Source organism: Geobacillus sp. Sah69 (genome assembly GCF_001414205.1).
GTDB lineage: Bacteria > Bacillota > Bacilli > Bacillales > Anoxybacillaceae > Geobacillus > Geobacillus stearothermophilus.
This window is the reverse complement of sequence record NZ_LLKS01000010.1, coordinates 1-20,639: the sequence shown is the minus strand read 5'-3', so window position 1 is coordinate 20,639 and position 20,639 is coordinate 1. Positions and strand designations below refer to the sequence as shown.

The 20,639-nt window shown below is 55.8% G+C and carries 23 protein-coding genes, 1 pseudogene and 1 other annotated feature; of the genes and pseudogenes, 21 read left to right on the top strand and 3 right to left on the bottom strand.

Going from position 1 to position 20,639, the window contains the following annotated elements; translation table 11 throughout:
* The first annotated feature begins 246 nt into the window (after window positions 1-246).
* From AP057_RS01235 to pheA, 9 genes are all read left to right on the top strand, one after another.
* The gene (locus tag AP057_RS01235; RefSeq protein WP_055357873.1) at window positions 247-1,014 is read left to right on the top strand and encodes a M23 family metallopeptidase; all 768 of its coding nucleotides are present in this window, start codon (window positions 247-249) and stop codon (window positions 1,012-1,014) included.
* Window positions 1,007-1,867: a M50 family metallopeptidase gene (locus AP057_RS01230; protein ID WP_049624753.1), complete on the top strand. Its 861-nt coding sequence runs from the start codon at window positions 1,007-1,009 to the stop codon at window positions 1,865-1,867. The genes AP057_RS01235 and AP057_RS01230 overlap by 8 nt, the downstream gene beginning before the upstream one ends.
* A gap of 145 nt (window positions 1,868-2,012) precedes the next feature.
* Window positions 2,013-2,092: a sequence feature (ribosomal protein L21 leader region), on the top strand.
* A 15-nt stretch (window positions 2,093-2,107) separates the two neighbouring features.
* Window positions 2,108-2,416 (top strand): 50S ribosomal protein L21, encoded by a 309-nt coding sequence (rplU, locus tag AP057_RS01225; protein ID WP_033010949.1) that lies wholly within the window; start codon window positions 2,108-2,110, stop codon window positions 2,414-2,416.
* A gap of 1 nt (window position 2,417) precedes the next feature.
* Window positions 2,418-2,750, top strand: a complete 333-nt coding sequence (locus AP057_RS01220) for a ribosomal-processing cysteine protease Prp (RefSeq protein WP_033010951.1) — start codon at window positions 2,418-2,420, stop codon at window positions 2,748-2,750.
* A 15-nt stretch (window positions 2,751-2,765) separates the two neighbouring features.
* Window positions 2,766-3,056 carry a 50S ribosomal protein L27 gene (gene rpmA / locus AP057_RS01215; protein ID WP_008881065.1) on the top strand — a complete coding sequence of 97 codons (291 nt, stop codon included), beginning with the start codon at window positions 2,766-2,768 and terminating at the stop codon, window positions 3,054-3,056.
* A 178-nt stretch (window positions 3,057-3,234) separates the two neighbouring features.
* A complete protein-coding gene (locus AP057_RS01210; protein WP_033010953.1) occupies window positions 3,235-3,795 on the top strand; it encodes a sporulation initiation phosphotransferase B in 561 nt (186 codons plus the stop codon).
* A 94-nt stretch (window positions 3,796-3,889) separates the two neighbouring features.
* Window positions 3,890-5,191, top strand: coding sequence for a GTPase ObgE (gene obgE, locus AP057_RS01205; RefSeq protein WP_033014266.1), 1,302 nt, complete (start codon window positions 3,890-3,892; stop codon window positions 5,189-5,191).
* Between the two features lie 18 nt (window positions 5,192-5,209).
* A complete protein-coding gene (locus AP057_RS01200) occupies window positions 5,210-5,653 on the top strand; it encodes an ACT domain-containing protein (RefSeq protein WP_033010955.1) in 444 nt (147 codons plus the stop codon).
* A gap of 21 nt (window positions 5,654-5,674) precedes the next feature.
* Complete coding sequence (pheA, locus tag AP057_RS01195; RefSeq protein WP_033010956.1) at window positions 5,675-6,523, top strand: prephenate dehydratase; 849 nt, start codon at window positions 5,675-5,677, stop codon at window positions 6,521-6,523.
* 68 nt (window positions 6,524-6,591) lie between these two features.
* Here pheA and AP057_RS01190 read toward each other — a convergent pair whose 3' ends face one another.
* Both AP057_RS01190 and AP057_RS01185 read right to left on the bottom strand, forming a co-directional pair.
* The gene (locus tag AP057_RS01190; protein WP_055357872.1) at window positions 6,592-7,131 is read right to left on the bottom strand and encodes a transcription repressor NadR; all 540 of its coding nucleotides are present in this window, start codon (window positions 7,129-7,131) and stop codon (window positions 6,592-6,594) included.
* Window positions 7,128-8,273, bottom strand: coding sequence for an IscS subfamily cysteine desulfurase (locus AP057_RS01185; protein WP_047819372.1), 1,146 nt, complete (start codon window positions 8,271-8,273; stop codon window positions 7,128-7,130). The genes AP057_RS01190 and AP057_RS01185 overlap by 4 nt, the downstream gene beginning before the upstream one ends.
* A 104-nt stretch (window positions 8,274-8,377) precedes the next feature.
* Here AP057_RS01185 and nadB point away from each other — a divergent pair, with 104 nt between their 5' ends.
* From nadB to AP057_RS01125, 12 genes are all read left to right on the top strand, one after another.
* Window positions 8,378-9,928, top strand: a complete 1,551-nt coding sequence (nadB, locus tag AP057_RS01180; RefSeq protein WP_055357871.1) for an L-aspartate oxidase — start codon at window positions 8,378-8,380, stop codon at window positions 9,926-9,928.
* A 28-nt stretch (window positions 9,929-9,956) separates the two neighbouring features.
* The gene (gene nadC / locus AP057_RS01175; RefSeq protein ID WP_055357870.1) at window positions 9,957-10,787 is read left to right on the top strand and encodes a carboxylating nicotinate-nucleotide diphosphorylase; all 831 of its coding nucleotides are present in this window, start codon (window positions 9,957-9,959) and stop codon (window positions 10,785-10,787) included.
* A gap of 15 nt (window positions 10,788-10,802) precedes the next feature.
* Window positions 10,803-11,906, top strand: a complete 1,104-nt coding sequence (gene nadA, locus AP057_RS01170; protein ID WP_055357869.1) for a quinolinate synthase NadA — start codon at window positions 10,803-10,805, stop codon at window positions 11,904-11,906.
* Between the two features lie 158 nt (window positions 11,907-12,064).
* Window positions 12,065-13,891 carry a SafA/ExsA family spore coat assembly protein gene (safA, locus tag AP057_RS01165; RefSeq protein WP_055357868.1) on the top strand — a complete coding sequence of 609 codons (1,827 nt, stop codon included), beginning with the start codon at window positions 12,065-12,067 and terminating at the stop codon, window positions 13,889-13,891.
* A complete protein-coding gene (locus AP057_RS01160) occupies window positions 13,875-14,819 on the top strand; it encodes a phosphotransferase (protein ID WP_055357867.1) in 945 nt (314 codons plus the stop codon). The genes safA and AP057_RS01160 overlap by 17 nt, the downstream gene beginning before the upstream one ends.
* A 34-nt stretch (window positions 14,820-14,853) precedes the next feature.
* Window positions 14,854-15,594, top strand: a complete 741-nt coding sequence (gene nadE / locus AP057_RS01155; RefSeq protein ID WP_055357866.1) for an NAD(+) synthase — start codon at window positions 14,854-14,856, stop codon at window positions 15,592-15,594.
* Window positions 15,595-15,709: 115 nt separating this feature from the next.
* Window positions 15,710-16,444, top strand: coding sequence for a YhcN/YlaJ family sporulation lipoprotein (locus AP057_RS01150; RefSeq protein ID WP_055357865.1), 735 nt, complete (start codon window positions 15,710-15,712; stop codon window positions 16,442-16,444).
* A gap of 139 nt (window positions 16,445-16,583) precedes the next feature.
* On the top strand, window positions 16,584-17,324 hold the full coding sequence (locus AP057_RS01145) for a YebC/PmpR family DNA-binding transcriptional regulator (RefSeq protein WP_014196414.1): 741 nt from the start codon (window positions 16,584-16,586) through the stop codon (window positions 17,322-17,324).
* A gap of 227 nt (window positions 17,325-17,551) precedes the next feature.
* Window positions 17,552-18,028, top strand: a complete 477-nt coding sequence (locus tag AP057_RS01140; RefSeq protein WP_055357864.1) for an intercompartmental signaling factor BofC — start codon at window positions 17,552-17,554, stop codon at window positions 18,026-18,028.
* Between the two features lie 104 nt (window positions 18,029-18,132).
* Window positions 18,133-18,717 (top strand): Holliday junction branch migration protein RuvA, encoded by a 585-nt coding sequence (gene ruvA, locus AP057_RS01135; RefSeq protein WP_055357863.1) that lies wholly within the window; start codon window positions 18,133-18,135, stop codon window positions 18,715-18,717.
* Window positions 18,718-18,742: 25 nt separating this feature from the next.
* Entirely contained in the window at window positions 18,743-19,744 is a 1,002-nt protein-coding gene (ruvB, locus tag AP057_RS01130; RefSeq protein WP_055357862.1) for a Holliday junction branch migration DNA helicase RuvB, read from the top strand.
* A complete protein-coding gene (locus AP057_RS01125; RefSeq protein WP_011232066.1) occupies window positions 19,741-19,947 on the top strand; it encodes a DUF2905 domain-containing protein in 207 nt (68 codons plus the stop codon). The genes ruvB and AP057_RS01125 overlap by 4 nt, the downstream gene beginning before the upstream one ends.
* 602 nt (window positions 19,948-20,549) lie before the next feature.
* Here the strand turns inward: AP057_RS01125 and AP057_RS18110 are convergent.
* A pseudogene (locus AP057_RS18110) lies at window positions 20,550-20,639 on the bottom strand (hypothetical protein); the annotation flags it as partial.

Below are 20,639 nucleotides of genomic sequence, written 5' to 3'. Positions count from 1 at the left end.
GGCCGTTGAATGGGCCTTCTTTTTTTATTCATAATTGTTGTGCTGTTTGGAATTCCTGATCTGTAACAACGGAAGCAGATGGTATCGATCGGTTGCGGCGCTCAGCCGAAACGTTGGTGTGAAACCGTTTGAGGGATTTGTTCGCGGACGTGTTCGGCGAGGCGCGGCGAAAAACGCTCGTTCATATTCCATGAGGTTGTCTCATAAATTAGTACAAACGTTGTTGGAAAGGTGGAGGGGGGACGTATGGATCGACGCGTCCGTGAGATGAAAAAACGCATTGAAAAACGAAGAAGGGAACGTCAATATAAGGGGCAGGATCCAAAAGAATCTAGATGGAGCGCCGTTGATGAGGAGCGGTACGGGCTGCCGGTCGTTACGTACGACCGCTATTCGTTTGAATCCGCTCCCCATCCGTTGTTCCGCAAAGAATGGTTTTTATTCAAAACACTCATCGCTGCCTGTCTCGTGCTAGTGACGGCCATTTTGTTCCGGCATCCGTCCGCTTCCCTCGAGCCGGCGCGGCAGTTTATTGCCCGGACGATGGAAACCGAGTTTCAGTTTGCGGCCGTCTCAGCCTGGTATGAAAAAACGTTCGGTGAGCCGCTCGCTTTTTTTGCCCCGAAAAAGGAAGAAAAGGTGAAAACGGCTTCATCCTATGCAGTGCCGGCTTCTGGACGGATTCTCGAAAGTTTTGAAAAAAACGGGGAGGGTGTGACGATCGAAACTGAGAATGGAGCCAAAGTGGAAGCGATGAAAGAAGGGATCGTCACCTTTGCCGGCATGAAAGAGAATCTCGGGAAAACAGTCGTCATTCAGCATGCCGACGGCAGCGAGACGTGGTATGGCCATTTAGGGACGATATCGGTGAAACTATACGATTTTGTCGAAATGGGAAAAGAGATCGGCACCGTCCAAGCGAGCGAAACGGATAACCAAAAAGGGCTGTTTTATTTTGCCATTAAGCAGGGAGATAAATTTATTGACCCCATCCAGGTGATCTCCTTTGAATAAGTATATCGGGCTGCTTGGCAAACTGCATGTTCATCCGTTGTTATGGCTGATCGGCGGCATGGCGGTGCTGACCGCCCATTTTAAGCAGCTTTGTTTGCTGTTTTTTATCGTCCTTGTTCATGAGCTCGGCCATGCGGCGGCCGCGGCGTTTTTTTCGTGGCGGGTGAAACGGATTTTGCTGCTGCCGTTTGGCGGGGTAGCGGAAGTGGAAGAGCATGGAAACCGGCCGTTTCGCGAGGAGTGGATCGTGACGCTCGCCGGGCCGGCGCAGCATCTTTGGCTCGGGGCCGCAGCGTGTTTTTTCTGGAAGGCCGGTTGGATGGATGACGGGAGCTGGGAATTGTTTTTTCACTATAACGTTGCTGTCTTCGGGCTGAACCTGCTGCCGGTTTGGCCGCTTGATGGCGGCAAACTGTTGTTTTTGCTGCTTTCGTATCGCCGCCCGTTCAGTGAGGCGCACCGGAATATGGTTGCCATCTCAGCGGCGATGCTCGTTGCCGGCGTGATCCTTTTGCTCGTCGCGGTGCCGCGCCAGTTGGAGTTGTGGGTGATCGCCGCTTTTTTGGCGCATGCCGTCTGGCAGGAGTGGAAGCAGCATCCGTATATCGTGATGCGCTTTTTGCTTGAACGGTATTACGGAAAAAAAGGCGACTATACAAGGCTGCAGACAATCACCGCCTCCGCCGAGGAGCGCATCTCGGCCGTGCTGCACCGCTTTTACCGTGGACAAAAGCATGCGATCGAGGTCACTGGCGGGAGCGGCGAGCGGATGACGCTCGATGAAAATGAGCTGCTGCATGCGTTTTTTGCGGAAAAGCGGACCGACGCGCCACTAGGTGCACTCATTTATTAAAGCGGCGACCGCCGCTTTTTTGTTGGCTTTTGTGGGGAAAATAGTGGTTGACGATAGGCTGTTTCTATGTTATTATAAATGACGTTGTAGACTTTTTGTCCCTTTCGGAAAGGACAAAAGAGGGCGGCTGTCGCAAAAAGACGCACCCGTACTACAACCGCTCAGCGCGGGTTGTGAAGCGTTCCATCCGGAACCGCCTTGACGCTGGCGAGTCTGAGTATTATGAAGGAGGTGCGATGCATGTACGCAATTATCGAAACTGGTGGCAAACAATTGAAAGTGGAAGAAGGCCAAGAAATTTACATTGAAAAATTGGATGCCAATGAAGGTGATACGGTCACGTTTGACAAAGTGTTGTTCATCGGCGGGGAAACGGTGAAAATCGGAAACCCGACGGTCGAAGGCGCAACCGTGACGGCGAAAGTGCAAAAACATGGCCGGCAAAAGAAAATCATCGTCTTCAAATATAAAGCGAAAAAGAACTATCGCCGCAAACAAGGCCACCGTCAGCCGTACACCAAAGTCGTGATCGAAAAAATCAACGCATAAGATGATTCGCGTCACGATTGAACGGGAGGCGGACGGCTGCATTCGCGCGTTTACGATGGAAGGGCATGCCCATTTTGCGAAACGCGGAGAGGACATTGTATGCGCCGGTGCTTCGGCGGTTTCGTTCGGCACGATCAACGCCATTGAGGAGCTCACCGGCGTCCGCCCGAATGTGTCGCTCGGCCAAGACGGCGGCTATCTTCGTTGTGAGCTTCCGGAGCTGGAAGAAGCAGCGACGGCAGAAAAAGTGCAGCTTTTGCTCAAAGCGATGGTCGTCTCGCTGAAGACGATCGAACGCGATTACGGAAAATTCATCCGTGTAACATGGAAGTAGCAGGAGGTGACTGCCATGCTGAGACTCGATTTGCAATTTTTCGCTTCGAAAAAAGGGGTCGGTTCGACGAAAAACGGCCGCGACTCGATCGCGAAACGCCTTGGCGCGAAACGCGCTGACGGCCAATTCGTCACGGGCGGCTCGATTTTGTACCGCCAACGCGGAACGAAAGTCCATCCGGGCTTGAACGTCGGCCGTGGCGGCGATGACACGCTGTACGCCAAAATCGACGGCATCGTCCGTTTTGAACGGCTCGGCCGCGACCGCAAACGCGTGAGCGTCTATCCGGTCAGTCAAGAAGCGTAATATTGTTTCGAAAAACTCTAACCGTGGCGGTTAGAGTTTTTCTTTTTCCCCTCGAAAAACCGCTCCCGTTCGCTGTCAAAAAATGCTATAGTAAAAGTAAACTGTCCTCTCTAAAAAGGGAGAAGGAAACAACAGGCGGCGCGGGAAGCTGCCGCTGCATTGAATAGGGGAGCGTTGCATGGAAAAGCGATGGACTGTCGTCGAAGTGATGCGCCATGCCCGCCATGACTGGCTGAACAAAATCCAGCTCATTAAAGGCCATTTGGCGCTCAATAAAGTGGAGCGGGTGCAAGAAATCATCAACGGCATTATCGGCGAAGCGCAGCAGGAAACGCGGTTAACGAACTTAAAGGCCGAACGGTTTGCTGAGCTGATGATGACGTACAACTGGGAGCCGCACCCGATTTTTCTTGAGTATGAAATTGTCGGCGGCGAGGCTGATTTGTCGCCGTATGACGAACAATTGAGCGAATGGTGCCGCCGGTTTTTTCGTCTGCTTGAGGCGCAGGCCGATGAGCAGGCGGAAAACCATTTATGCGTGACGATTGAGATTGCGGATGGGCGGGTGGGGCTCTTTTTTGACGGCCGCGGCGCATGGCGGGATGGTGATGCCATTCGCGCCTGCCTCGAGCGCTGTGAGCCATCAGCACCGCTTCGGCTCGTGTCGTTTGCTGTCGGGGCGGACGAATTGACGGTGGAGCTCGAGCTGCCGCTCGGCTCCGGGTCGCCTTATTGGTAAGCATATATTGACAGCATTGAATTGGCTCTGTATACAATAATAAATATTAGCTACACTCATTTTGTCATGATGGAAGCGAATCGGAGGAACAGCCATGTTTGTCGATCAAGTGAAAATTTATGTAAAAGGCGGGGACGGCGGCAACGGCATGGTCGCGTTCCGCCGGGAAAAATACGTCCCGAAAGGCGGTCCGGCCGGCGGGGACGGCGGCAAGGGCGGCGACGTCGTCTTCGTCGTGGACGAAGGGCTGCGAACGCTAATGGATTTTCGCTACCAGCGCCATTTTAAAGCGCCGCGTGGCGAAAACGGCATGTCGAAAAACCAGCATGGGAAAAATGCGGAAGACCTGCTCGTCAAAGTGCCGCCTGGGACGGTCGTTATCGATGCCGATACAAATGAGGTGCTCGCCGATTTGACGGAAGCCGGCCAGCGGTTTGTCGTCGCCAGAGGCGGGCGCGGCGGGCGCGGCAACACCCGGTTCGCGACTGCGGCCAATCCGGCGCCGGAAATCGCCGAAAACGGCGAACCGGGCGAAGAGCGAAACGTCATTTTGGAATTGAAGCTGCTTGCCGATGTCGGGCTTGTTGGCTTCCCAAGCGTCGGCAAATCGACGTTGCTGTCGGTTGTTTCCGCCGCGCGGCCGAAAATCGCGGAATATCATTTTACAACGCTTGTGCCCAACCTAGGTGTTGTCGAAACAGAAGACGGCCGCAGCTTTGTCATGGCCGACTTGCCGGGGCTGATTGAAGGCGCCCATCAAGGGGTGGGGCTTGGGCATCAGTTTTTGCGCCATATTGAACGGACACGCGTCATCGTCCATGTCATCGACATGGCGGCGGTGGAAGGACGCGACCCGTATGACGATTACGTCGTCATCAACGAGGAGCTGAAGCAATACAACTTGCGTTTGACGGAACGGCCGCAAATTGTCGCCGCCAATAAAATGGACATGCCAGGTGCCGAAGAAAACTTGCGCCGCTTCAAAGAGAAAGTCGGTGAGGCGGTGCCGGTCTTTCCAATTTCAGCCGCGACAAGGCAAGGGGTGCGCGAGCTTTTGTTTGCCATTGCGGATTTATTGGAAACAACGCCGGAGTTCCCGCTCCATGAACCGGAAGAGCCGGCTGTGCAGCGTGTCGTCTATAAGTATGAGAAAGAGAAGCCGCCGTTTACGATCACCCGCGGCAGCGACGGAGCGTTTATTCTATCTGGCGATAAAATCGAAAAGCTGTTGAAAATGACCGATTTTTCGCGTGAAGAATCGGTGCGCCGCTTCGCCCGCCAGCTGCGGGCCATGGGGGTGGACGATGCGCTGCGCGAGCGCGGGGCGCAAGACGGCGACACCGTCCGGCTGCTCGATTACGAGTTTGAGTTTGTCGACGACTGGGATGAACGGTAAAAAGCGGGGGAAGGTGCGGTGGAGAAAAAATTTTACTTGGTGCGCGAAGATGTCCTGCCGGAAGCGATGAAAAAAGTCGTGCTGGCTAAGCAGCTGCTTGAGCGGAAAAAAGCCGCCTCGGTCGCCGAGGCGGCGCAACTTGCGAACATCAGCCGCGGCGTCTTTTACAAATACCGCGACGCCATTTTTCCGTTTCAGGCGGTGACGAAAGAAAATATCGTGACGTTGTTTTTCCATTTGGAAGACCGCTCGGGCACGCTGTCACAGCTGCTTGGCGTCGTGGCGGCGGCCGGCTGCAACGTGTTGACGATTCACCAGACGATCCCGCTGCAAGGGCGGGCGAACGTGACGCTTTCCGTCAGTACGAACGATATGCATGAAGACATCGATGACCTGTTGGGGAAGTTGAGAAGGCTTGAATTTGTCGAAAAAGTGGAAATTGTCGGTTCAGGAGTGTATTAAAGCAAGGGAGAGGCAAGCGAAATGAAAATCGGCTATTTAGGACCGAAGGCGACGTTTACCGAAGCGGCGGTCGCGGCGCTGTTTCCGTCGGAGCCGCGCGAGCCGTACAATACGATTCCCGACTGCATCGACGCCGCCGCCGCTGGGGAAATTAAGGCGGCCGTTGTGCCGCTTGAGAATGCATTGGAAGGGTCGGTCAACTTAACGCTCGATTATTTGATTCATGAACAGCCGCTGCCGATCATCGGCGAAATTGTCGTCCCAATCGAGCAGCATTTGCTTGTGCACCCGTATCATGCCCCACACTGGCGCGAAGTGAAAGAGGTGTACTCGCACGCACACGCCATCGCCCAATGCCGCAAATTTTTACATACGGTGCTCAAAGGCGCCAGTCAAGTGCCGATGACATCGACGAGCGCTGCCGCCAAATTTGTGAGCGAACACCCCCACTTGCCGGCGGCCGCGATCGCCAACCGGCTCGCTGCCAACGAATATGGGCTGGTGATCGTCCAAGAGAATATTCACGACTATGACTACAACCATACGCGCTTCATCGTTGTCAGCCGGCGGAATGAGCCGCTTTCGCCCAACTCGCCGCTTTATGCCGGCGACAAAACGACTGTCGTTGTGATGTTGCCGCAAGACCATCCTGGCGCGCTCCATCAGGTGCTGTCGGCGTTTGCCTGGCGGCGGCTCAACTTGACGAAAATTGAGTCGCGTCCGGCGAAAACAGGTCTCGGAAACTACTTTTTCATCATTGATATCGACGCGCCGCTCGACGAGGTGCTCATTCCGGGAGCGATCGCCGAAATCGAAGCGCTCGGCTGCACGGTGCAGCTGTTGGGCAGTTATCCATATTATTTTGCCTAAAACAGGTGAAAAACGCGAACGGTGTGTTCCTGTCCGCGTTTTTTTCTTTACGTGCATGCGGTTTCCGTTTAGGCTTCAATTAAAAAGCCGGCTTGTTTCAAAGCGTGGCAGGCGGCATCCAGTTTCAGCGGTGAGTCGGCCTCAAGCGTATGCAAATGCGTCCCATCCGTCAACTGAAGCAAATACGACGATTTCGTCGCTTCGATTTTGGTGATAAACTGGTCCACTTCCAGGCGGTTGCTGACCATGATCGACGCGGTCAAGTCGCCGTAGACCGGATGTTCGATTTTGACGTCTTTCACCGTCACGCCGCAGTCCACGAGCAAATACAGCTCTTCTTTCGTCCGCTCGGGTGTATGGAAGCAGGCGACCGTTCGCGTATACGTTTTGGCCGGCTCAGCCGGCTTTAAATACAGATATCCTTGGCTTGTCGCGATAATCGGTTCGTTGCGCGCCTTTAACAGCGAAATGTCTTGGACGATCACCTGGCGGCTGACGTTCGTTTTCGCCGCCAACTCGGCGCCGGTAAGCGGTGTGTCGCTTTCTTTCAGCCACTGCAAAATGAGCTGGCGCCTTGCTTCCCCTAAAATTTTCTTTTCCTCCTTCATCCTGTCCATCCCCCCTTTTGCGGCAAGATCATCTGTTCGAGCGTGGATACGAGTTCGTCAATGTCAGATTGTGTCGTCGCCATGCCGAAGGAGATGCGGACGAACTGCTTCGCTTCTTCCGGCGTTTTTCCGACGGCGAGCATCGTCCGCGACGGCGCCTGCTGTCCAACCTGGCAGGCGCTGCCGGTGGAAATGGCGATGCCGGCGCGGTTGCATTCGAGCATCACCAGCTGCCCGTCCAACCCGTTAACGGTCAAACCGACAATGTGGGCGAGCCGGTAGTCGGGATGGCCTTCGACCGTGATCGGCAGCTGTTTGACGGTGATGGCGTCAAGCAGCCGGCGGCGCAGCCGTTCGAAGTGCGCTTGCTCGCTTTCCATCCGATCGTACAGCTGCTTTGCGGCTGTGATGAAGGCGGCGATGCCCGGCACGTTGACCGTTCCCGGGCGAAAGCCGGATTCATGCGTCGCTCCCCGAAACACCGGACTCCAATGGCGGCGCGGATCGATATACACCGCTCCGACGCCTTTCGGCCCGTACACTTTATGGGCGGACACCGAGATGCTGTCAATCGCCATGGCTTTGACGTCTAGCTGTATTTTAGCAAAAGTTTGGACGCAATCGCTATGGAAAAGGACGCCGCGCGCCCGCAGCAGGCGGCCGATGTCGGCAAGCGGCTGGGTGGTGCCGATTTCCGAGTTGGCGTGCTGGATGGAAGCGAGAATCGTCTGCGGCGTGATCGCCCGCTCCAAATCTTCGAGACGGATGCGTCCAAAACGGTCGACCGGCAAGTAAGTGACACGGTACCCCTCTGTTTCCAACTGTTTGAACAGATGATGGAGAGAGGCGTGCTCGATTTCCGTCGTAATCAAATGATTTCCGTTCTGCCGGCGGGCGGCGACGAGCGAACGGACCGCGAGCACGTTCGCTTCCGTGCCGCCGCTTGTGAAATACACCCCTTCCGCTTCCCCGTTGATCATGGCGGCCAACTCGCGCCGGCATAAGGTGAGCAGTTGTTTTGCTTTCGTTCCGATGTCATGCAGGCTGCTTTCGTTGCCAAAATAAACAGCTGCTGCTTCGGCGTAGGCCGCAATGGCTTCTTGGCACATCGGTGTAGTCGCTGCATAGTCCAAATAAATCATCGTTTCCCGCCTCACTTCATTTTTTTCAGCCAACCTCTTGCCATTAGTTTAAATATGTGTAAATATAGATGTCAAGACAGGCGGAAAGAAAGGAGCGTCCAAACATGGGAGAAGGCGGCGTTGTGATTGTCGGCAGCGGACTGGCGGCGTTAACGGTCGCTTACTATTTGCCGCGGCATGAAAATGTGATGATCTTCACAAAGAAAGGCCGATCGGACAGCAACTCATGGCGGGCGCAAGGCGGGGTGGCGGCGGCGTTGGCGGAAGGAGATGGTTGGCGCAGCCATTTTCACGATACAATGACCGCCGGTTGTCTCCATAACGATGAACGAATGGTTGAGCTCATCGTCCGCGAGGGGCCGGAGCGGCTGCAGGAATGGATGAACGCCGGCATGGCGTTTGATCTCGACGAATCAGGCCGGATTTCTGTCGGTCTTGAGGGCGGGCACAGCTTCCGCCGCATTTTGCATGCCGGCGGCGACCAAACCGGAAAGGCGCTCGTTTCGTTTTTGCTTCAGCAGCTGAATGACCGTGTGCCGATCGTCGAGGGGGAACAAGTGATTGACTTGTTGATCGAAGACGGCCGTTGCGTCGGGGTGAAAACGAAGCGGGAAGACGGCCGTGTTTCGGTCTGGCGTGCGTCCGCTGTCGTATTGGCGTCCGGCGGCTGCGCGGGGTTGTACACGTTTACTTCGAATGCGCCAACGGCAACAGGCGACGGCATTGCCATGGCGTATCGCGCCGGTGCGGCGGTGGCGGATATGGAGTTCATCCAGTTTCATCCGACGATGTTGGCCGCCATGGGAAAAGCGGTCGGGCTTGTATCGGAGGCGGTGCGCGGCGAGGGAGCGGTGTTAGAGACGGAAGACGGGCGGCGCGTGATGGACGGCGTCCATCCGCTTGGCGATTTGGCGCCGCGCGATATCGTCGCGCGCGCCATCGCTGCCGAGATTGACCGCGGCGGCTGCGTCTATTTGAATATTTCCGCTGTCCCCCATTTTCGCCGCCGCTTTCCCACGATTGCCGCGCTGTGCGAAGCGCATGGGATCGATTGGGAAGCCGGCCGGCTTCCGGTCGTGCCGGGCGCCCACTTTGTCATGGGCGGCATCGTCGTCAATGAGTGGGGGCAGACGACCGTACCCGGTTTATACGCTGTCGGGGAAGCGGCATGCACCGGCGTGCACGGCGCCAATCGGCTTGCCAGCAATTCCTTGCTTGAAGCCATTGTATTTGGCGCCCGCGCTGCCTGTTCGATCAGCCGCCGGGACGACTGGCCGGCGAAAGGAGGGTGCGCCCGAAGGTCCAATTGCCCATTCGGCCCGACGCTGCCGGAGCGGGCGTTGATTCGCGAACAGCTGTCTACACGTGTCGGCATCGTGCGTGATGGCAGCCGGCTTCGTGAGGCGGTTGATTGGCTGGAACAATTTTCTCTGCCGTATTGGCTTGAAGGTGATGTCGAGACGTTGGCGGCCGAGGACATCGAAACAGGGTATATGCTGCTTGCCGGGTGGCTGATCGCCTCTTCGGCGCTTCGCCGCACAGAAAGCCGCGGCGGCCATTACCGGAGCGATTTTCCGCATCCGCATCCGAGCTGGCAAGGGCGGCGCCTCGTGCGGACGAAAGAAGAATGGGCCTGTTTGCCGGCTGGACGGTGAATGAGCCAAGTGAACAGGGGGATGGGATATGAACGAGGTAAAGCTTGAGCAATTGCTGCGGCAGTTTTTTCTTGAAGATATCGGCGATGGCGATATCACATGTGAAACGGTTTTTCCCGCTGATGAGCGGGCGGCGGGCGTGTTTGCCGCGAAAGCGGACGGGGTCATAGCAGGCGTCGGCATCATTGCAGCCGGATATCGGCTGCTTGATCCGCGCGTCGAAGTATCGATTATGAAACGGGACGGCGAGCGGGTCGCAGCCGGCGAAGCGATCGCCGCTGCATCCGGCCCGGTCAGAGCGCTGTTGTCCGGCGAGCGCGTCATTTTGAATTTGCTTCAGCGCCTAAGCGGCATCGCCACCGTGACGCGCCAAGCCGTCGATTTGCTCGGTGACAGTCATACGCGCATTTGCGACACAAGGAAAACAACTCCCGGGCTGCGCATGCTTGAAAAGTATGCCGTCACGTGCGGGGGCGGCTACAACCATCGCTTTGGCTTGTATGATGGCGTCATGATCAAAGACAACCATATCGCCTTTTGCGGATCGATCGCCGACGCGGTCAAAGCGGTGCGGGAGCGGCTCGGCCATATGGTGAAAATCGAGGTGGAAACGGAAACGGAAGCGGAAGTGCTCGAGGCGGTCGAAGCGGGGGCAGACGTCATTATGTTTGACAACCGGACGCCGGATGAAGTGCGTTCGTTTGTCCGGCTCGTGCCAAAGCCGATCATCACCGAAGCGTCCGGGGGAATTACGCTCGCCAACGTAGCAGCGTACGGCGCGACCGGCGTCGACTACATTTCGCTCGGATTTTTAACCCATTCCGCTCGAGCGCTTGACATTAGTTTTGATTTACAATGACGGGGGGAGAAAATAATGAACGTACTGGAGCAGCTAAAACGGCTCGATGACATGCCAGAGCGCTATAGAACGATGGAAAAAAGCGAGCTCGAGGCCCGCGCTCGGTCGATAAAAGAGCGGCTCGGCCGCCGCTTGTTTATCCCTGGGCATCACTACCAAAAAGATGAAGTCATCCAGTTTGCCGATGCGACCGGCGATTCGCTTCAACTGGCCCAACTGGCGGCAAAAAACGATGAAGCGGAGTATATCGTATTTTGCGGCGTCCACTTTATGGCGGAAACGGCCGACATTTTGACGAGAGAGGAACAAGTGGTCATTTTGCCCGATATGCGCGCTGGCTGTTCGATGGCCGATATGGCTGATCTTTTCCAAGTCGAGCGGGCGTGGGCAGCGCTCACGGATTTATTTGGCGAAACGATCATCCCGCTTGTGTATGTCAACTCGACGGCGGCGATTAAAGCGTTTGTCGGCCGCCAAGGCGGGGCGACGGTGACGTCGTCCAACGCGAAAAACATGGTCAAATGGGCGTTTTCGCAAAAAGAGCGGGTTTTCTTTTTGCCGGATCAACATTTAGGGAGAAACACCGCCTATGCGCTCGGCGTCAGTCTCGATGAGATGGCGGTCTGGGATCCGCGTGAAGAGTCGCTGCAATGCAGCGGGCCGGTTGACAATGTCAAAGTCATCCTTTGGAAAGGGCATTGCTCGGTGCATGAAAACTTCACCGTCCGGCAAATCGAACAAATTCGGAGGACGAAACCGGAAATGAACATTATCGTTCACCCGGAATGCAGCTGGGAAGTCGTCCAGCAGGCGGATTACGCCGGATCGACGAAATATATTATCGAAATGATCCGCAACGCCCCGCCCGGCAGTCAATGGGCCATCGGGACGGAAATGAACTTGGTCAACCGGTTAAAGAACGAACATCCGGATAAGGAGATTATTTCTTTAAATCCGTACATGTGTCCGTGTTTGACGATGAATCGGATTGATTTGCCGCATTTCGTTTGGGCGCTTGAATCACTGGAACAAGGAGTGGTCGTCAACCGCATCACCGTTCCGAACAAAGTGGCCTGTCAGGCGAAAGCGGCGCTTGACCGCATGCTTGCTCTTGCCTAGTTCCCCAACCCGGAGTGACGGAATCGCTTCCGTCCGGCCGGGGATTTTTTTATCATAAATGGGCGCTCATCGTCATACATTGTGTTGAAAGACGATATCGGGAAACAAGCATCGGTCGGATAGAGTGCAAACAGTATCGGTGTAGGAGGGGGAGCGGAGTGAAAATCCATATTGTTCAGAAGGGAGATACTCTTTGGAAAATAGCCCAAAAATATGGGGTTGATTTTGAACAATTGAAAAAAATAAATGGGCATGTAAGCGACCCGGATATGATTATGCCCGGAATGAAAATCAAAGTGCCGACGGCGGGAGTGCCGGTCAAAAAAGAAACAAAATGGCAGGCGCCGCCGAAAAAAGCGAAAATAGAAGAGCACCCATACGCGGAAGCCAAACCGTTCGTTTCGATCGACATTGATACAGAGTTCGGCGCCGTTGCTCCAGAAGGCAAAACGCCGGCGAATGACGCACCGGCCAACGAAGAGCCGAAAACGGCGGTGAAGGAAGCACCGAAGGCGCCGGCCAGCGAAGCGCCGAAAGCGGCGGGGAAGGAAGCCCCGAAGGCGCCGGCCAACGAAGAGCCGAAAACGGCGGTGAAGGAAGCACCGAAGGCGCCGGCCAGCGAAGCGCCGAAAGCGGCGGGGAAGGAAGCCCCGAAGGCGCCGGTGAGCGAAGCGCCGAAAGCGGCGGTGAAGGAAGCACCGAAGGCACCGGCCAACGAAGAGCCGAAAACGGCGGGGAAGGAAGCCCCGAAGGCGCCGGTGAGCGAAGCGCCGAAAGCGGCGGTGAAGGAAGCACCGAAGGCGCCGGTGAGCGAAGCGCCGAAAGCGGCGGGGAAGGAAGCCCCGAAGGCGCCGGTGAGCGAAGCGCCGAAAGCGGCGGTGAAGGAAGCACCGAAGGCGCCGGTGAGCGAAGCGCCGAAAGCGGCGGGGAAGGAAGCCCCGAAGGCGCCGGTGAGCGAAGCGCCGAAAGCGGCGGTGAAGGAAGCCCCGAAGGCGCCGGTGAGCGAAGCGCCGAAAGCGGCGGTGAAGGCGCCAGTCAGCGAAACACCGAAAGCGACGGGGAAAGGGGAGCTGAAAGTACCTGTCAACGAAACACCAAACGCACCAGTAAATGAAACACCGAATGTGCCGGTCAATGGGGCGCCAAATGCCGCGAACGCCGAGGGAGCGAAAACGCCGACTGTCGAACCGCCGTTTGTGCATACGATCCCGCCGGCCGCTGCGTCCTCTCACGTTTCATTTGCCAAATCGTTGTCGAATCTGCCGCCGATTCCGCCGAAGCCGAGCAATATTTTACCTGGCATTATGAAAGAGGAAACAGGAGAAAGCCCGGATAAACTGAAAGGGGAGCAGATGGAATCGGAAAGTGATGAAGCGCCGCCGCTTCCGAACATTCCATACGTTCCGGTCGCGCCGCCGCCAGCGCCGGCGTTTGGCAGTGATCAAGGATGTGTGCCGGTGACGCCGATTTTGCCGGGGCCAGGGTTTTATGTGCCGCCGTTGCCAGCGATGCCGCCGTATTCTCCGCTGCCCAATCCGCCGGCCGGGGAAAGCCCAGAAAGCGGTGCAGCACCTTATCCAGGCATCAGTGAAAGCAGCAGTGAATCGGCGGAGTCCCCACCGCTTCTTGGGCCGGGTGGACATGGGGCTGCCATCCCGCCGGCGCCGCCAGCGGGAGCCGCTTTCGCTTCGCCGGGATACGCGCCGCCCGGGGTGTATGCGCCTCCGGCTGGGTATCCGCCAGTTGCCTATATGCCTGTATATTCGCCGGTTCCGCACTATGGGGGGTATGCACCGCCTGGCATGTACGTGCCGCCGGCTCCATACGGGTATGCCCCACAACAGGCGGCGCCGCTTCCGTGGTCGGGCGTCGTCTACCCGACAAGCCCGCCTGGGTATGCGCCTTCGCCTGCTCCGCCGGTCGCCGGCCCCCGTTTGTTTAGCGAACCGCCGGATGAGGAGAGCGGGCATGGCGAGGAACAATAACCAAGTGAAAAGAGACGCCGCCGGCCGTCTCTTTTTTCTTCTTGACCGCCAATATCGGCTTGTTATTCAACAAGTTGTGGCATTGAAACCGCATGTCTTCGCCATTGCCGCCCGGCAAGGAATGTTTGTCGCCAAAGCGTATCGCTTTCCTGTTGCGGCCGCGCGGCACGCCTGGCTTCTTGCCGCATTAAGGAAGACCGGTTTTTCCGCCGCGCCGGCCCCTATGCCGATCGGGCGCGGAGGAGTGGTTGAAGCCGGCGGATGCTATTGGCTGCTGACGGAATATGTAGCCGGAGCGCGTCCAATCTCGTTTGCCGCTTGGGCTGACGCCGCTGACGGACTTCATTTGCTCGAACGTTACCATACCATAACGGCAAACATCGCCAGCAGCAAGCAGGAGGCGATGGGGCTGCCGCGTGCGCAGCTGTATGACAAATGGCGGCGCCGCTATGAGGAGTTTTGCCGACATTTGCCTGTTGTTGAAACGATCATGGACAAAGAAGACATTTTATTTACGCTGCGCTGGGCGGATTACTGTCTATCAACGTGTCGCGAGCATGCTCCAGAGTTGACGGCGGATTCTGCTGCCATCATTCATGGTGATGTCGCCTCCCATAATTTTTTGCGCACCACAACCGGCCAGATGTACCTCATCGACTATGACGCGGCCGCTCTTGCCTCGCCCGGGCTTGACTATTGCCAATACGCCAATCGCCTCTTGCCGTATATCGGTTGGTCATATTCAACACTCGCCCGTTTCGCTCCGCTTCGCCGTTGGTTGGAAAAACGCTGGTTTTTGCATGCGCTCTTATTTCCGGCTGATGTGTTTCGTGAATGGCGGTCAGCCGCCGCGCGCCGCCGCCCTCTTGTGTTTGACCGCAAGCGGAGAGAACGGTTTGTCCGCAGCCTTTATGCTATGCTACAATGAGAAATGGAATCTTTGGAAAAGGAGTCGAGGGCGGATGCAAGAAAAAATTGACAAACTCGTGCAATGGTTGCGTGACCAAGTCTCATCAGCCGGTTTAAACGGGGCGGTCGTCGGCATCAGCGGCGGCATCGACTCGGCGGTTGTCGCCCATTTGATTAAGTGTGCCTTTCCGGACGATTCGCTGGGGCTGATCATGCCTTGCAAAAGCAATCCGAAAGATATGGAAGATGCGCTGAAAGTGGTGAAAAGCTGCGGCATCCGGCATTTGGTCATCGATTTGACCGAGGCGCACCGGACGTTGTTTGGCGCGGTCGAGGCCGAGCTGAAAGCCATCGGGGAATGGAGCGAAGAGCGCGCGCGCCTCGGAGATGCGAATACAAGGGCGCGTTTGCGCATGACGACGTTGTATGCGGTCGCCAACAATTACGGCTATCTCGTCGTCGGTACGGACAACGCCGCCGAATGGCATACGGGCTACTTTACGAAATACGGTGACGGTGGAGTCGATTTAGTGCCGCTCATTCACTTTACAAAAGGCGAAGTGCGCGAAATGGGTCGTCTGCTCGGCGTCCCGGAAGAAATTATCAAGAAAGCTCCAAGCGCCGGACTGTGGGAAGGGCAGACGGATGAAAGCGAAATGGGCACGACGTATGAAATGATCGATAAATATTTAAAAGGGGAAGAGATTCCAGAACGCGATCGGAAAATTATTGAACGGCTTCATGAACGTTCGCATCATAAACGGCAGTTGGCGATTGCGCCGCCGAAGTTTTAGCTGTCATCTCGTTGGGTTGAACTAACAGCGATAAACCCCCCGCGTTTGCCGCAAGCTAAACGTAAGGCTGGCTTCATGCCAGCCTTGGGCGAAGGAAACCAAGGGGGGTTTTCCATTGAGATACGCGGTCAGATGGATCGGCGCGTTGTCGGTCGCCGGATTGCTCGCCTCATGCACCAACTACCGGGCGAATGAGGAAGGGGCGCAGCGTTATCATGATGCGGCGAGACCGATCGGTTTTTACTCGACGGAGCGAGGCGACGATTTCCGCTATGGCCAATATGGGACCAATGCGCTCAATTATGACAACCGTTATATATGGGCGCGCCGCGGTCCGGTCACCGATTATTTGACGGACGACGGCCGCCTCGGAGGACCAGCAGCGACCCGGTTTGACACGGACGTTCCGGCTCTTCCGCCCGACGTCGATTTCGGTGACAGTGATTACAACTACCATGGGCATTTGCACTCGCTAAACGTCGATCCGCACCCGTCGTACTACCGAAGCTATGCCGGCGGTTTGGCTGAGAAGCTTTCCCGCCGCGCCGCAGCGGTGAACGGAGTCGACGATGCCCGCGCGGTTGTGTATGGCGATCAGGCGCTCATCGCGATTGCCACAGACGCCCGCCATCCCAAGCGGCTTGAGAAGCGTGTCGAGCAAGCGGTCGCTCCATACGCGGACGGCAAGCGGGTGCGCGTCACCTCGAATCCGAGCATGTACCACCGCATTCGCACGATTGACAACGCGCTTCGACGCGGGACTCCAATCAATATGGAAGAAATCCGCCGTGATTTGCGCACCATTTTTATCGATGGCACGATTCAAGAACGGCCGGAAAACACTCGGTGACAAACCGAAAAAGGCGTCCCAAAAAAGCGGGGCGCCTTTTTTCATGGCTGCTCCTTCGCTGGAGCTTGGCTGACAATTTCCGCGTTTTTTGCTATAGTAATAGTCGGAACATTCCGTTGCGATGAGAGGAGAACTGTCGATGGCTGGACATTCGAAGTGGAAAAATATCCAACGGCGGAAAAATGCTCAAGATGCCAAACGCGGCAAACTGTTCATGAAACTGGCGAAGGAAATTTATGTGGCCGCCAAAAGCGGCGGAGGCGATCCAGCGTCCAATCCGAGCCTGCGCCTTGTCATTGAGAAGGCGAAAGCGGCCAACATGCCGAGCGAAAACATTGAACGGGCGATTAAAAAAGCAACTGGAACCCAAGAACATACCAACTATGAGGAAATTCGCTACGAAGGATATGGACCAGGCGGCGTTGCCGTCATGGTCGTTTGCCTGACGGATAATAAAAACCGCACCGCCGCCAACGTGCGTGCGGCGTTTTCGAAAAACGGCGGCAATTTAGGGGAAACGGGCTGCGTCTCCTATTTGTTCGAGCGCAAAGGGCTGCTCGTGATTGACCGCGAACAGCACAACGTTGATGAGGATGAATTGCTGCTGTTGGCCATTGAAGCGGGCGCCGAGGAGATGGAAACAACGGACGAATCGTTCGAAATTTATACAGCGCCCGAATCGTTTGAAACGGTGAAAGACGAGCTGGAACAGCAAGGATTCACGTTTGCCAGCGCGGAAATTACGATGATTCCGCAAACGTATACGACGCTTGAGGGCGACGATTTGAAAAAAATGCTGAAGTTGATCGATACGCTTGAAGATGATGATGATGTCCAAGAAGTGTACCATAATTTGGACGAATCGGTGCTTGAGGAGTAGCGACGTCCGTCGGCGAAGCCGGCGGATTTTTTTGTACATACGTTCGAAGGTCGTGGAACATAATGGAATATGATGATCGAGCGCCGTTGGCTCGAATCCCCGCCCCACTTTTTGGATCGGCGGCAGCTTGCTTGGCAAAAAAGCTGATGGATCAAGGAATAAAATGGCGTCCGCTGGTAAAACTAGTGGCGTAAAGGAACCATCATCCGAGAAGAGAGGAACAAACGATGCGAATTCTTTCCCTCATACTGTGGATCGCCGCCATCGTGTTGCCGGTTCATTCGGCCTCCGCCGCACCGGTTAAGATGACGATTGTGCTCGAGCGGCAATACTTGGACGGAGAGATGAGCGAAGAGAAAGTCACCGAAACCGTCGATTCGATGACAGAAATATGGAAAAAATATCGCGGTTGGCAACTCGTGACGCTCGATGATCAGACGATCGTGTTTCTCAAAACAATCAACGACATTTCGCCGTTGTTAAAAACAAACGGCTACTTCGGAATTACGGACGATGGCACGTTGTCTATCTTCAACGGCAAACCGGGCCAGTCGAGCGAAATCATCCAGTCGTTTTTCCAAATTGACGTGCAAAAGCTCGAAAGCCGCCAGCAGCAAAAATTAAAGCAAGGAATTCGCGTCCTCTCGAAAGAACAATACGAACAAGTGATTGAAATGTACCGCCATTTTGCGGTTGTCCAGTAAAGCGGCGACAAGCCCGTGGTGCGATGCGCATCACGGGATTTCTTTTTGCTATAATGAAATCATATGATACAATGAAAGGACGAGAAAAGGGGAGGAGCGTTCCATTGATCGAGTTTATCCGCGGGTACGTCGACTACGTCTGCCCGGAATATATCGTCATTGACCATCATGGCATCGGCTACGAAATTTTTACGCCGAATCCGTTTGCCTTTCGCGAGAGCCGCGAGGCGGTGGTGACGGTGTATACATACGAATATGTGCGCGAAGATGTGCACGCTTTATACGGGTTTTCCACGCGCGAAGAGCGCAACTTGTTCACAAAGCTGCTTCAAGTGTCCGGCATCGGGCCGAAAGGCGGCCTTGCCATTTTGGCGGCCGGGCGTCCTGATGAACTGGCGCGGGCCATCGAGGAAGAAAACGAGGCGTTTTTATGCAAGTTTCCAGGCGTAGGCAAAAAGACGGCTCGGCAAATGATTTTGGATTTAAAAGGGAAGCTCGGGGCGCTTGCGGCGCCGGCGGCTGCACGTTCGGCCGCCCCGCTTTCCGGTGCGCTCGCCGAGGCGGTGGCGGCGCTCAAGGCGCTCGGCTACGCTGAACGGGAGATCGAGAAAATCATTCCGGCGCTCCGCGAAGAAGCGATGTCGACGGAACAGTATGTGAAGCGGGCGCTGGCGCTGCTTTTGGGATAAACAGCGGCCAAAGGGAGGAATGACGGTGGAGGAACGGCTTGTATCCGGGGAGGTCTTAGGGGAAGAAACTGCGCTTGAACCGAGTTTGCGCCCGCAATATTTGCATGAATATATCGGGCAAGATAAGATCAAAGAAAACTTAAAAGTGTTCATTGAAGCGGCCAAGCTCCGCGAAGAGACGCTCGACCATGTGCTGCTGTACGGACCGCCGGGGCTTGGGAAAACGACGCTCGCCGTGATCATCGCCAATGAAATGGGCGTCAAGCTGCGAGCGACATCTGGACCGGCGCTCGAGCGGCCGGGAGATTTGGCGGCGCTTCTCACTTCGCTTGAGCCGGGGGATGTGCTCTTTATTGATGAGATCCACCGGCTGCCGCGGGCGGTGGAAGAGGTGCTCTATTCGGCGATGGAAGATTATTGCTTAGATATCACGATTGGCAAAGGGCCGGATGCGCGCACGCTTCGCCTCGACTTGCCGCCGTTTACGCTCGTCGGGGCGACCACGAGAGCCGGGGCGCTGTCGGCGCCGCTTCGCGACCGGTTTGGTGTCATCAGCCGGCTCGAATACTATCACGTCGACCAACTCGCCCAAATCATTGAGCGGGCGGCGGCCATCTTGCAAATCGGCATCGAGCGCGAAGCGGCGCTTGAGCTTGCCCGTCGGGCGCGCGGCACGCCGCGCATCGCCAACCGTTTGCTGCGGCGCGTCCGCGATTTTGCGCAAGTGCGCGGAGAGAGGGGAATTACGCTGCCGCTTGCTGTCGAGGCGCTCGAGCGGCTGCAGGTCGACCGGCTCGGGCTTGATCACATTGACCATAAGCTGCTTTTAGCGATGATTGAAAAATTCGCCGGCGGCCCGGTCGGGCTTGAAACGATGGCGGCGGTGATCGGGGAAGAGGCGCAGACGATTGAAGAAGTGTATGAGCCGTATTTGCTGCAAATCGGTTTGCTGCAGCGGACGCCGCGCGGGCGCGTCGTCACGCCGGCGGCGTATGCCCATTTCGAAATGGAGGTTCCGAAGCGGTGAACAGCTTGCCAAAGTTGATCATGACGATTGGCGTTGTGCTCATCATGGTCGGGTTTGTCATGCAGTTTGTCAAACTCGGCCGCTTGCCGGGGGATATCGTCATCCGCAAAGGGAATATGACGTTTTATTTTCCCGTTGTGACATCCATCTTGCTGAGCGTTGTGTTATCGTTGATTTTTTACGTGCTCGGACGATTTCGCTGAAGGAAGGAGAACTGCGTCAACTACCCCCACTTAGCTAACGCTTGAAGTGGGGGCTTGCAACTCCCCAGAAGTGCAAACGGACTTCGTCCTCCTTCCCTTGACTTTGGGTTGCATCAGGGGGCAGGTTGACGACTACCCAACGACGCAGGTCATGCCTGCATCGTTACCGATTCTCTCGGTGTGTCTGTTGGCAGTACTTGGCTTCCACACACAACAGACGGACCTACGCTCGATGTTTTACGGTTACAACGTTTCCTGTAACCAACTCCATACATCGAGTAGCCGTKATTGGAGTGCCTTTATTRAACGGTTTTCTCCACGCCTTTATTATATCATACACAAAAGAAAAGGGGAACGCGCATTCCTCTCCCACTTACTCCCTTTGGTCGTTGAAGTGGGAGTCTCCTGCGCGAAATAGGATGAATTTGACCGCAGCCTTACGGTAAATCAACTTGTAGTCCGAATTCACGCTTGGCTTCTCCCCCGGTGATATATCCTTCATCGCTTTGCAGCTGCTGGCGCTCTTCTTCCGTCAACACTTCTTCATCTGTTTCGTCAATCCGCTCCCATACCATTCGTTCCTTTCTGGATCGATCAAKMATGTACATGACGCCGATTTTTTTATGGTCGACGGTAGTGAGCCATTCGTTCCACAGCCATTTCCATTTTTTAAAATACGTCAAGACGAACAC